Annotated in this window: 12 protein-coding genes and 1 pseudogene; 7 read left to right on the forward strand and 6 right to left on the reverse strand. The window is 41.1% G+C overall.

Annotated elements, in window-relative coordinates:
• Positions 1 to 136: 136 nt before the first annotated feature.
• Positions 137 to 1,045, reverse strand: a complete 909-nt coding sequence (yddG, locus tag GQR46_RS08195; RefSeq protein WP_165740669.1) for an aromatic amino acid DMT transporter YddG — start codon at positions 1,043 to 1,045, stop codon at positions 137 to 139.
• A 180-nt stretch (positions 1,046 to 1,225) separates the two neighbouring features.
• Between yddG and GQR46_RS08200 the strand changes: the two genes are divergently transcribed.
• From GQR46_RS08200 to GQR46_RS08230, 7 genes are all read left to right on the forward strand, one after another.
• Positions 1,226 to 1,879 carry a TetR/AcrR family transcriptional regulator gene (locus tag GQR46_RS08200; protein ID WP_004334664.1) on the forward strand — a complete coding sequence of 218 codons (654 nt, stop codon included), beginning with the start codon at positions 1,226 to 1,228 and terminating at the stop codon, positions 1,877 to 1,879.
• A gap of 3 nt (positions 1,880 to 1,882) precedes the next feature.
• On the forward strand, positions 1,883 to 2,365 hold the full coding sequence (locus tag GQR46_RS08205; RefSeq protein ID WP_165740670.1) for a putative 4-hydroxy-4-methyl-2-oxoglutarate aldolase: 483 nt from the start codon (positions 1,883 to 1,885) through the stop codon (positions 2,363 to 2,365).
• Between the two features lie 337 nt (positions 2,366 to 2,702).
• Positions 2,703 to 3,908, forward strand: a complete 1,206-nt coding sequence (locus GQR46_RS08210) for an amidase family protein (RefSeq protein ID WP_165729004.1) — start codon at positions 2,703 to 2,705, stop codon at positions 3,906 to 3,908.
• Positions 3,905 to 5,506, forward strand: a complete 1,602-nt coding sequence (locus GQR46_RS08215) for a gamma-glutamyltransferase (protein ID WP_165740671.1) — start codon at positions 3,905 to 3,907, stop codon at positions 5,504 to 5,506. The genes GQR46_RS08210 and GQR46_RS08215 overlap by 4 nt, the downstream gene beginning before the upstream one ends.
• Complete coding sequence (locus tag GQR46_RS08220; protein WP_165740672.1) at positions 5,494 to 6,318, forward strand: sulfite exporter TauE/SafE family protein; 825 nt, start codon at positions 5,494 to 5,496, stop codon at positions 6,316 to 6,318. The genes GQR46_RS08215 and GQR46_RS08220 overlap by 13 nt, the downstream gene beginning before the upstream one ends.
• 3 nt (positions 6,319 to 6,321) lie before the next feature.
• Positions 6,322 to 7,551 carry an alanine--glyoxylate aminotransferase family protein gene (locus tag GQR46_RS08225; RefSeq protein ID WP_165740673.1) on the forward strand — a complete coding sequence of 410 codons (1,230 nt, stop codon included), beginning with the start codon at positions 6,322 to 6,324 and terminating at the stop codon, positions 7,549 to 7,551.
• A 14-nt stretch (positions 7,552 to 7,565) separates the two neighbouring features.
• Positions 7,566 to 8,849 carry an allantoate amidohydrolase gene (locus tag GQR46_RS08230; RefSeq protein ID WP_165740674.1) on the forward strand — a complete coding sequence of 428 codons (1,284 nt, stop codon included), beginning with the start codon at positions 7,566 to 7,568 and terminating at the stop codon, positions 8,847 to 8,849.
• Positions 8,850 to 8,987: 138 nt separating this feature from the next.
• Here GQR46_RS08230 and GQR46_RS08235 read toward each other — a convergent pair whose 3' ends face one another.
• From GQR46_RS08235 to GQR46_RS20545, 5 genes and pseudogenes are all read right to left on the reverse strand, one after another.
• A complete protein-coding gene (locus GQR46_RS08235; protein ID WP_096794347.1) occupies positions 8,988 to 9,290 on the reverse strand; it encodes a hypothetical protein in 303 nt (100 codons plus the stop codon).
• A gap of 157 nt (positions 9,291 to 9,447) precedes the next feature.
• The gene (locus GQR46_RS08245) at positions 9,448 to 9,810 is read right to left on the reverse strand and encodes a 2OG-Fe(II) oxygenase (protein ID WP_165740675.1); all 363 of its coding nucleotides are present in this window, start codon (positions 9,808 to 9,810) and stop codon (positions 9,448 to 9,450) included.
• A 236-nt stretch (positions 9,811 to 10,046) separates the two neighbouring features.
• The gene (locus GQR46_RS08250; protein ID WP_165740676.1) at positions 10,047 to 11,585 is read right to left on the reverse strand and encodes a glucan biosynthesis protein; all 1,539 of its coding nucleotides are present in this window, start codon (positions 11,583 to 11,585) and stop codon (positions 10,047 to 10,049) included.
• Positions 11,586 to 12,087: 502 nt separating this feature from the next.
• Positions 12,088 to 12,384, reverse strand: a complete 297-nt coding sequence (locus GQR46_RS08255; RefSeq protein ID WP_165740677.1) for a YcxB family protein — start codon at positions 12,382 to 12,384, stop codon at positions 12,088 to 12,090.
• Positions 12,385 to 12,885: 501 nt separating this feature from the next.
• Positions 12,886 to 13,091 (reverse strand): annotated as a pseudogene (locus GQR46_RS20545) (hypothetical protein); the annotation flags it as partial.

The raw sequence follows: 13,091 nt of genomic DNA on the forward strand, positions 1-13,091 counted from the left end.
TATAAAGAAAAACTTAATGAGGCGTATTGCACGCCTCATTAAAGGTATAAATTTAGATTTAAAATATAAAACCATTAAACCATTAAACCATTAAACCATTAAATATCAGCACCTTAAAAGAGTTAACTAAAGTAGATTAGTTTACTGTGCGTTTAGGCTTTTCTCGCGTTACAAAGTAGCAAATTAGCGAGCCCACTGTTACCAGTACAACCCCTTGCCAAAACGAAGCACTCAGCGTAATAGATAAATACAACGCCGAAATAATACTAGAAAACACCGGTGTAAAGTACGAAAGCGTGCCCAACAGCATTAAGTTACCGCCAATAATAGCTTGATTCCACAGTGCATAACCGCTCCCCACGACTACACCAGCTAATAATAACGTCATGCTTGAGCTGAGTGAAAACGTTAATGGCGCTTCATTACTAAAACCATATTGCGCCCACAAACTAATTGCCGTAACAGTAAAAAATAACGTAATGGCATTTTTACCATTACTCAGCTTTTGCGTTACTACGCAATAAATAGCCCATATAAACGCTGCAGCTAATGCCATTAGGTAAGTAGCAGGATTATCAGCAAAGTTAGTAACAAGCGTATCGAGTGACATTTCTTGATCGCCCGTAATACACCAAGCAACGCCTAAAAAAGCAATAATCATGCTTGGGTAAACCCAGTAACTTACTTTTTTGCGCCCAATAATAATAGAGAGCAATATTGTTAGCGTGGGCCATAAATAATTAATAACCGCCATTTCCATTGCCTGATGACGACTATTTGCCATACCAATAGAAAGCGCCAAACAAATTTCGTACGATACAAATAATAAAGTACCTACTACCAAGTAGCGTTTCGAAAAACCACTAAACTTGGGCACTCCCATAACCAAAATTAAAAATATCGCACTGACAGAATACATAGCCGCAGCACCACCAATGGGGCTAAACAACTCAGAAATATCCCGTAGTAATGCAACTAAGCAACTCCACAGTAATATTGCAGCGACTCCATATAGTGTATATTTATTTTTGCTTATAAAATCCATTTGCCAACCCAAAAGTACTACTCGTAAATTTGAAACTAAACTAACAGTAATTATTTAATTAAACAATTAAAGTTAATAGCTTAAACCTCTCGCCTGTTTTTAACATTCACCTTTTTAGTAATTGACCTTTTGGTCAGTAAAGCTACAATCAATCAATACGTTAAACACGCAAACTCTATAATGACCACACAAATAAAGCCAAATAAAAAAGAAGTTACACGCGAGAAAAACCAAAAACTAATTTTAGATGCCGCCGAGCAATTGTTTTCGCAATTAGGTTACGACGGAGCAAGTATGAGCATGGTTGCTAAAGAAGCGCAGGTGCCAAAAGCTAATATTTTGTATTACTTTAAAAGTAAAGATGGTCTGTACGAGTCTGTGATTGACCGCATAATAGCTAATTGGAACTTAGGGCTTGATAACGTCACAATTAACGACGATCCAGCTACCGTGCTTTATAACTATATTAAAAGCAAAGTAATACTGGCCGTAAATCAGCCAATGCAATCTCGCTTATTTGCCAGTGAAATACTGCGCGGTGCACCCTATTTACAAAACTACTTTAGAACCAATACCCGCCCTTGGGTTAAACAAAAGGTTGATGTACTTCAAGCATGGATGGACGCAGATAAAATGGATAAGGTTGACCCGTACCATTTGCTCTTTACTATTTGGTCTACCACGCAATATTACGCCGACTTTCAGGCTGAGGTTTTACTTGTAATGAACAAATTAGAGTACGACGAAACCGATGTGGCACAAATTACGCAGTCAATTGCCCACATAATTTTAAAAGGTATTGGTCTTAAAATACCTGAGCAAAGTGAGACTTAACCCATGACATCCTTTACTACACCCGATTTATTTGACGATCATCGCGATAACGTACAAGTAGCAGACAGCGGCCTTTACCACTTTGGTAAAAAAACCACGTTTTATGGCAAAGTAGTTACCGTTACCTGCCCAGAAGACAACTCTTTTGCCGCCGATATATTGCATGAAAATGGTGAAGGTAAAGTATTAGTTATAAACGGGTTTGCGAGCAAACGCTTTGCGTTCATAGGCGATATTATGGCTGAGCGTGCCTTAAGTAATGGCTGGGAAGGCGTAATAATAAATGGCTGTTGCCGAGATATTGAAATACTTGCCACGATGAACTTACCTGTAATGGCGCTAGGCTCTACACCGCGTAGTACCTTAAAACGCGGCTTTGGTGATAAAAACCAAGCTGTTACCATGCTTAGCACCACTATTGAACCTAACGATTGGGTTTACGCCGATATTAATGGTTTAATCATCAGTAAAACGCCCCTTATTTAGCACTCAAAACCATATAAATAACAGCCAACTTGGTGCACCTGCGCACCAAATTGGTCTGTTTTAGCTCATTTCAATGCCATTATTTTTACAGCCCACATTTATAAACCTCACACAACCTATCAAAACCTGACCAGTTGGACAGGATTTTAATTTATGGCATTCCTCTTGCTTAGGTTTTAAACAATATAATAAGCTAACCGATTAAAAAGCGGATCAGGCTCTGTAAAATAAAAACAAGATGTTACGCAGTGGGCTGAAAAATAATAAAAATTAATCTGTCTTTTTAATCACCCTAAATCTGGACTGCTTAGTCAGATTTTTTATAACGAGTGGTGATATGAGTACCAAAAATAATAATACGACCGGTATTTTTTGTGACCATGGTCCTAAAGCATGGCAAACACATTACCAAGGCACACTTATTAATAAGCGCCTTGTGGTAAAAGATGTATTTGCTATTAAAGGCGAGCGTAACAGCGCAGGCAACCCACATTGGTTTAAAACAGCTAAACCGGCTCAAAGTACGGCAAGCTCGGTTAATAAGCTCATGACCGCTGGTTGTAACTTTATAGGCTTTACCCACACAGACGAACTGGCTTATAGCTTAGAGGGTAATAATATACATTATGGCGCTGCGCAAAATCCTAAATTAAAAGGGCATGCTTGCGGTGGTTCGAGTATGGGTTCGGCAGCAGCCGTGGCTGCTAACTTAGCCGATATTGGCTTAGGTACCGACACTGGCGGCTCAATTAGAATACCCGCCAGCTATTGTGGTTTATATGGCATAAGGCCAAGCCATAACGTGATTGAAAAAGACGGCCTAATACCGTTGGCTCCCCCTTTTGATACCATAGGTTGGCTTACCCAAAGCGCTGAGCTATTAAGCAGCGTTAGCGATGTATTATTACCACAACAAGCTATTAATAAAGTAAATACGCTGGTTATTTGCGAAGCACTCTTTGAACTCGTTGACCCCTCTTTACAAGCACCACTGGGTAAGCTTTTAGAAAAAACCAAACCTTATTTTAATCATCATATCGATTTTAAGCTCCCCAAAAGCAGCCTGCTAAGTGAGCTTGCCGATACCTTTAGAATATTACAAGGTCGTGCGATTGCTAAAACGCACCGAGACTGGCTAGAACTCCCAGATCAGCTTTCTCATTTTGCGCCAGCAATTGCGGCTCGTTTTAAAATGGCACTGGCTTTAACCAAGCAAGAAGAACAAGAGGCGTTAAAAATACAGCACGAATGGCAAGTAATCGTCGCTAAAAACTTAAACAAGCACAGCTGCTTATTTTTACCCACCACCCCTACAACTGCACCTAAATTAGGCGCCGACACAAGCGCCTTACGTATGCAAATTATTACGCTTTCGGCAATTGCAGGACTTAGTGGCTCAGCGCAAGTGCATTTACCGCTGGCTGATTTAGCAAATGATCATCCTTATGGTTTTTCATTAATGATGACCCACGGTAACGATAAAAGCCTACTTGCTTGCGTTAAGCACCTAGCTGAACACTTTAAACAGGACACACCGGCATGACCACACACAATATTGCATTTACCGCGTCTCATTTTTCGGCAACAGAGGCGGGTATAAATATACTAAAACAAGGCGGTACAGCTACCGAGGCTATGGTAGCGGCTGCCGCTGCGATTAGCGTTGTGTATCCACATATGAACTCAATTGGTGGCGACAGCTTTTGGCTTATCGATAACCCAAACCAAAAAACGCCCACTGCTATTGATGCCTGCGGCCGCGCAGCAACTAATACAACGGCGTATAACCCGCTCACGCAAATACCAGAGCGCGGCGGATTAAGCGCACTAACTCAAGCGGGTACAATTCGCGGTTGGCAAAAGGCGCTTGAACTAGATGAGCACGCAGCACTACCACTGTTAAACATTTTAGCGCCCGCTATTGAGCTTGCTCGCGAGGGTTTTACCGTAACAAAAAGCTTGCAAGCAGGCTGCGAAAAGCTAGCCGCTGCTAACAATACTAATAACGCGTTTAAAAACCTCTACATACCCAATGGCAAGCCCTTACAAGCAGGTCAACATTTTAAAAACCCTAAACTTGCTGCAACGTTTGAATACTTAGCAAAACATGGTTTAAACGCATTTTATGAAGGCGCACTTGCTAACTCATTTGCCGCCGACTTAGCAAAAGCAGGCAGCTCAATCACCGCAGGTGATATTGCAAATACAAAAGCCGAGGTCGTTACTGCGCTAAATGCTAACTTATCAGGTATTGATTGCTACAACTTACCCGCGCCAACACAGGGCGTGCATTCACTACAAATAATTGGTGCCGTAAATAAGTTAAAGCATTTAGCTAAAACCGATGCCGACTGGACGCACTTAATTGTTGAGGCAACTAAACAAAGCTTTACGCATCGCCCTACCCTTTGGGCTGATCCTAATGTGTTAGGGGATGATTATAAAAACGCACTAACCGATGAGCGCTTAAGCGAACTTGCTAACAATATTGATATGAGTAAAGCCAAACAATGGTCATTTAACGCAGAGCCTGGCGATACAGTGTGGATGGCTGCAAAAGATAAAAACGGGCAATTAGTAAGCTTTATTCAAAGTATTTACTGGGAATTTGGCAGCGGAATACTAATGAGCGAAGGCGGCTTTGTGTGGAATAACCGAGGTTTAAGCTTTAGTTTAAACAATGAAGATATTGATGCGAGTAACAATATTAACGCCCTTGCGCCAAATAAAAAGCCGGCTCATACACTTAACCCAGCAATGGCAAAGTTTAGCGATGGTCGTCGACTTGCTTACGGAACAATGGGCGGTGAAGGGCAACCACAAACCCAAGCCGCTGTTTTTGCAGGCTACGCATGGCGAAATAAATCAATAAAACAAGCAATTAGCGACCCTCGTTGGTTACTTGGACGCACATGGGGCGATACAAGTACAAATTTAAAAATTGAAAAGGGGTTAGTTTTTCATATAGAACATGAATTAAATCAACGTGACCACGATTGGGTAAGCGTTGATAATAATAGCGAAATGATGGGGCACGCTGGGGCTATTTTAGATACACCTACAAGCCTTGAAGCTGCAACAGATCCTCGTTCAGATGGACGTGCAACAGTAACTACAGCAGGAACACAATGTCAGAAATAATAAACCAATGGCCAATAGTAGCGGCCTTAATAGCAACCGGTATTTTTGCCGGAATTTTAGCAGGACTTTTTGGTGTAGGCGGCGGTATTGTTATCGTACCTGTGCTGTATTTTTTACTGCAAGGTTTTGGCGTAAGCCCAGAGTCGGCAATGATGATAGCCACCGCCACATCACTTGCAACCATAGTACCTACTTCGCTTTCATCTATTAACTCGCATCATAGCAAAGGAAATATTGACCTTGCGCTAATAAAATACTGGGCACCGTTTATATTAGTTATGGCGGTAGTCGGTAGTATTATTGCTCATTCCGTTCGCGGTAACGCATTAGTGCTCATGTTTGCCTGCATTGCCATTTTGGTAAGCCTTAATATGTTATTTAGAGCCGGCGCACCCGCGCTTGTAAAACAACTGCCAGGTAAATTTGGTCAAGGCGTTATGGCAAGTATTGTAGGTGGTTTGTCGGTAATGATTGGCATAGGCGGCGGTACTATTGGCGTACCTATGCTAAACGCATTTAATGTACGCGCCCATGTTGCAGTAGGAACTGCGGCCGTTTTTGGTTTATTGATTGCGCTACCAGGTGTTATTACCTTATTAAGTATTGGCACAACGCCAACCGATGCTCCCCTAGGTACGTGGGGGTTAGTTAACCTCCCTGCCTTTTTTCTTATTATTCCGCTGACTATTTTATTTGCGCCTATTGGCGTAAAAATTGGTAGCAAGCTGGATCAAAAACAACTAAAACGCGCTTTTGCCGTTGTCTTAATGATAACCGGCATTCGCATGCTCATTCAGACTCTGGGAGCCTAAAATATGTTTAATAACACGCAAGTTCAAACCTTAAACCCACCACAGCGTTTATTAATGGGACCAGGCCCTATTAATGCAGATCCTCGTGTTTTACGTGCTATGTCGGCGCAGCTTATAGGTCAATACGACCCAGTAATGACCGATTTTATGAACGAAACCATGGCACGTTACCGCGAAATTTTTAAAACTAAAAACGAATGGACCATGCTAATAGATGGCACATCGCGCGCAGGTATTGAAGCCGTATTATGCTCAATTTTACGCCCAGGCGATAAAGTACTAGTGCCAATTATGGGGCGCTTTGGCCACCTACTTGCTGAAATAGCAGAACGCGTTGGCGCAAAGGTGCACACAATAGAAGTACCGTGGGGCGAAGTGTTTACGCCAGAACAGATCGAAAAAGCCATTGTTGATGTAAAACCCCATGTGCTTGCTATGGTACAGGGCGATACATCCACCACCATGAACCAACCTCTTGAGCATATTGGCGATATTTGCCAAAAGCACGATGTACTATTTTATTGCGATGCCACCGCATCTATTGTGGGTAACGAACTTCCTGCCGATGAGTGGAAACTCGATGCACTTTCTGTTGGCCTACAAAAGTGTTTAGGCGGTCCTTCTGGATCAGCGCCATTAACACTAAGCGACAAATGCGCCGAGTGGATCCAAAAACGTAAAAAGGTAGAAGCAGGCATTCGCACTGCCGATCATACCGATGGCACAGAACCCTTTGTGCGCTCTAACTATTTTGATTTAGGTATGATCATGAATTACTGGGGGGAAGAGCGCCTAAATCATCATACCGAAGCCACCAGCATGCTGTACTGCGCCTCAGAATGCGCCCGCATAGTCATTGAAGAAGGCGTGGATAACTGCGTAGCGCGCCACAAATTACATGGCGATGCCATGCTAACCGGCATTCAAGCACTGGGCTTAAATGTATTTGGCGATTTAACGCATAAAATGAACAACGTACTGGGTGTTTATATACCCGAGGGCATTAATGCCGATCACGTACGCGGGCAAATGCTAACCGATTTTGGAATAGAAATTGGCACCTCGTTTGGACCACTTCATGGCAAAATTTGGCGTATTGGCACTATGGGCTACAACGCCCGAAAAGATACCGTACTACAAACACTTGCCAGCCTAGACGCTTGCTTGCATGCCAACGGTTACAAAGGTCCTAAAGGCGAAGCCGCCATTGCCGCCCTCACTCACTATAAATAAAAAAAGGATTTAGCATGACGATTGTAAGCCCCCTTTTAAAGCCTTTATTAAACAAAGAACTTGCTGATGAATACGCAACACGCGCTTTATCTCGCTGTAAAACTCTCAGCGCACTATCGCAAATGCAAGGTGGTATTCACCGCGTGTACTTATCAAAAGAGCACAAAGAGTGTAACGCCGTTACTGCATCATGGATGGTTGAGGCAGGCATGCAATCGTGGCAAGACGAAGTGGGCAACCTTTGGGGTCGGCTTAAATCATCAAACCCACATGCTAAACGTTTAATTATAGGGTCACACCTCGACACAGTACCGAATGCAGGTGCGTTTGATGGTATTTTAGGTGTACTACTGGGGATAGAAATTGCAGCGCTTGCAAATAAGTTAAAGCTCGACCTACCCTTTCATTTAGATGTAGTGGGCTTTTGCGATGAAGAAGGCACCCGCTTTGCCACAACTTTAATTGGCTCAAAAGCCCTCGCTAACGAATTTAACCCACAGTGGCTAAACATTGAAGACACAAACGGCATAACTATGCGCCAAGCCATGCTCGATTTTGGCTTAAATCCTAATGACTACGCAAAGGCCGCACTAAACAAAAACGAATTACTAGGTTACTGGGAAACTCATATTGAACAAGGTCCGGTGCTCGAATCGGTTAATCAGGCGCTCGGAGTAGTAACGGCTATAGCAGGTGCTAAACGCGCTATGCTTACCCTAACAGGGCAAAGTGGTCATGCGGGTACAACGCCAATGAACTTGAGACAGGATTCGTTAGCAGGCTGCGCCGAACTTACTCTTGCCATAGAGCAGCTAGCAAAAAACGCGAGTAATGGCGAAGTTGCCACCGTAGGGCAAATACAATCTCGCCCTGGGGCTACAAACGTGATTGCAGGCAAAACGACCATAAGCCTAGATGCACGCGCTCAGAGCGACACCGATCTCGCTAACTTACTAAGCGCCATACAAAGCAGCGCTCAATCTATAGCAAGCAAACGCAATTTAACACTCGATTGGCAATGGACGCATGCAGCAGATGCCGTTGCGTGCGACACCACTATTCAACATTTATTTACAAGCGCATGTAAACTCAACAACCAAGCATCGCCTTCACTTGCCTCAGGCGCAGGGCACGATGCAATGGCAATCGCTCCAATTTGTCCCGTTGGCATGTTGTTTATACGCAGCCCTGGCGGTATAAGCCATCACCCAGCAGAAGCCGTTATCGACAGCGATGTAACAAAGGCACTCAGTGTAATGTACAGCGCGCTTTTACTTTATGTGAAAGAGTGTGAGTGATTTTAAGGTAATCGAGTAAACCAAATAGATTAACTTGGTATGCTTAGGGGCTTAAACCTCCTCAAAGTCATTTGGAGGTTATTACTGAAGGCAGGTAAATGCAGGAAAACGCAGGAATATACGTTATTTAAAGTAGCTTTATCGAGCTGCCCTTTGCTCTTTTAGGCTAAGGCGTTTATGTGAGCTATATACATGTTGAATGTTTGTACCATTGACCAAATATGCATCCATTTCAACGGTAATTAAACCCGATAATGGCTTGATTTCTAGAACACCCAACTCACCTAAATTTGCAGATAGTAAAGTATTATTCCTAAAAGCGAACAAAGTTTTGTCAGTATCTCGTAAGTCACCATTCACATATAATTTAGCACCACTAAACCAAGCGTTAATTATTTTAACTTTGATTGACTTAACAGTAAATTCAAAGGATTTTCTCATCAGATCTCCATACCCAGAAAATGTAATTATTATACTTTATGTTCTTATATGTTTGGCGCACAACCAGAACAAAACGTGCATTCAAATGAACAAATAAAAGCCTCACTGGACTGTGCAGGTAGATTCTTATCACAACATTCACAATTAGGTCTTAAATCTAACACTTAGAGCTCCTTCTTATCCACCCAATACTGAGTAAATATCTATTACCTTTTATAACTTTTGATACCTGATGCTCACTTACATCAGGGCGGAATAGCTTAACCCGCTTTGTTTCAAATATCGGATTACTACAAATAAACTCACCACCCAAATCTGCTTTTTTAAGCACTATATTCAATCGATAGTGTTTACCAGATTCAACTTTGTCTGTGTGTGGTGCTATTTCACTTCCTTGTGGGAATTTAAGCAAATATGTATCAAATTTAATTGGCCACGTAGCACCACAAATCAACATTTTATCGTAGCCTGATTTTTGCCTACCTCGCTCCCAACAAAATAATTTACTCAAAAAAAACATACAATCCCTCGAAACAGCTAACAAACAGTAAGTTAACTCGTTTTTTTATTTTTATTGATAAACAAACCATAGCCGAGTTCATATTTTGATTCAATCGTTTACTGTATTTTACGTGGGATATAAAAGGGAGTTTTAATGTTGTTTTGATTGGCGTTTTAAAAGACATTATGGTGGCTATAATTGACAAGAAAATCAAAATATAGCCACCCGTTTTACTTTAATGCTTATTTAAGGTCTTATTTAATAGTTACCTTTGCATCACTTACCCATGTCTCAGTTATAGCTTCATCATTTTTATCAACTAAATACGCGCGTATGTTTACCGGATTATTGTTAGCTTGTTTGTAGTCAAACGCTAATCGCCATTGGTTTGTACCAACTACCGGATAAACCCCAATAGGTTCTAGTATTTCACCGTTGCTGGCTTCAACAATCGGCTTTATACCACTTTTGTTATCTAAGCCTTTAAATACTGGACCTTCAAAATCAATCACCATCTTGTTAACGCCTTCAGGAATAGGCTGGCCGGGAATTCCGCCTAAGCCTTGGCGAGTATTTACAACGCTTGCAAGCGTTTTTGATTTTGGATCGAGTGGACGCCATTCAATATCATAAGAAAAGGTAAACTCGTCGCCTTTGCGCGCCTCTTTTTCGGGCACCCAATAGGCAACAATATTGTCAAACGTCTCATCTTTTGTAGGAATTTCGATTAACTGAACTGCGCCTTTGCCCCAATCGTCAGTAGGTTTTATCCACGCTGATGAACGCTTATTGTAAAATACGCCGTCGTCTTGGTAGTTATTAAAGTCACGATCTCTTTGGATTAAACCAAACCCTTTTGGGTTCTCATCAATAAAGCTATTGGTCGACACCGACTGAGGATTATTTAATGGGCGCCAAACGTATTGACCCGATCCTGTGTGAATCGCAAGGCCATCGCTATCGTGAATTTCTGGGCGCCAATCTTTAGCTTCTGTTTTATCTTTTTGTGAGTACCAATACATACTGGTTAACGGTGCTACGCCTAAGCGTTCAACATCGGCGCGCATATACAAATTAGCCGTTACAGAGGTAATATGGCCTTTAGCTTCTTTGTTATCTTTGCTTAAACCAAATCGATAAGCACCAGTGATAGAAGGCCCTTCAAGCAATGCCCAAACAGACACACTTTCACCTTTTTTCTCTGCGGGGCCAATCCAAAATGCAGAAAAGCGCGGAAATTCTTCTGGTTGATTCATACCCGTATTAATCGCGATACCTCGCGCCGACAGTCCATATTGCCCCTCTGGCCCGTCCGTACGAAAATAAGACGCACCCAAAAAAGATATCCAATCGGGTTTCATATCTGGGCGCATTATTCTAAAGCCTGCAAATCCAAACCCTTCAGGGAGGTCGTGAGCTGGGCTGTCATCAGGCATATCAAAAACATCATTACTAAAAGGTACATTTTGCACCTGATTTTCATCGTCTCTGATATAAATACTTACTGGCTCAGGAAAATATCGGCCAGGGTAAAATAATTGTACAGGTGCGTTTTTTCCACTTGGGTATAAGGTTTCATCTTCTTTAAAGCGTATTTTCCAGTGTTCGTCATACGTAATTTTATCGATTAACTCCGGCGCTGGAACCTTGGTTGCCGTATAGGGCTTTTCGGCTGAGGCTTTTGCCAGTGCTTTTAAGTCTTCGAATGAAAACTCCGTTTTATCTAATGCTTCTGTCGCGTAAGACGACATCGAAGTGCTAAAAATAATTGCGATAAATAACTTTAATTTCATAAAAAGAATGTCCAATAAATTGAGTCAAATAAAAATGGGAACGCTGCACGAACGTATGTTTAACTTAAAGTTCTGTATGGATATTACGTGACGTAATATGAACTAGCGTTTACTAAGGTATTGTTATTTGACTACAGGACCTCCCATAATTAATTTGTTTTTACGGGAATTAATTTTAAGGGCGATTGCGCGCGTTTAATGATATCGCTGAAGTGAAAATAAACGGAAATAGCGCAGTTTATTGGACGAAGCCGTCAAGAGGTATGGATATATTTAGATTTTAGTTGCCCACTATTCCAAGGCAAATACTTGTAGAGTGGCTGGTTTTTCTATTCGTTGTAGTTACATAGTTGATTTGGGCTAAAGCGTATTATAAGCAGTAAAAAGTGAAGGGTAAGCCTATATAGAACTGTGGTATTTAAATTGATAAGGATTACATTTAAGTGTTGAAAAACAAAGAGGCTCACCACTTTTAAAATTTGCAATTAATAGCTAAATTTGACTAGTCGTCCACCTCAGGGCGTGTTGTTACGTGTTTGTTCATCGTAGCTAAAAGATCTTCTCTACATTTATCAGGTTTCAACGACTCAGGGTTGAAAATTATGGCAAGTACTTTATCAACATATACATAGATTGAACCATTAACTTCTTCGATATGCTCTACAACATCCCAGTCATAAAAGTTATAACCATATTGGTGGATTTCTTTTATACCATCAGCGCTTATTTCAAACTCTTTAGGACCAATCATTATTCCATTTTCATTTGGTGTAAAACATTGTGCAATTTTCACTTCCATAAATTTACTGAGAGCGACGTAAATAAAAAATAAAATGGATAATGTGAAAACAGAAAAGAACAACTTATTTTCTATTCCGCCAGACTGCAACTGAAAGAAGGACATAAAACTAAAAGTTAGCACCAACCAAAGACACACATTTTTAAGCATGGGTATCCATGTATAGGATTTCAACACCTTAGATGCTGTGTGAGCGTAAAAAGCGTCATAGTCGGCTTTAGATGTTTTAATTTTAAGATTCAAAAGATTCTCCATAATCTGAGATACGTATAATTAGCCTGTAGATTAACTCGTTTTTTATTTTTTATTGATAAACAAACCATAGCTGAGTTCCTATCAACTTAAGATCAATTTACCCATGCATTTATTGACCGTAATATTCCGCTTTTTATTTTAAAGAGAATCAGGCTTAATAAAGCCAAGTTGTTTACCATTCTATAATTGATAATTTCCGTAACGGTTAGAATAAGGTCACCCTAACTGCCCTTCATCATTAGTCATTCAAAACGCCTTTAACTGTATTATTTTTTTAAGACGTTTTTTAATGACCTTTTGCTCGCAATAAAGCCCGATAAAACCACCAACAGCAATTGAAGCCACAACCAACAACCAATATAAAGAGCTGTTAGATTCCTGAATACCCGAAATATAAAGGTATAAGTTGAACGGGATAATAAAAAATAAGCTACCTAGTACTTTAATGAATT

Source organism: Pseudoalteromonas sp. Z1A6 (genome assembly GCF_011378745.1).
GTDB classification, from domain to species: domain Bacteria; phylum Pseudomonadota; class Gammaproteobacteria; order Enterobacterales; family Alteromonadaceae; genus Pseudoalteromonas; species Pseudoalteromonas arctica.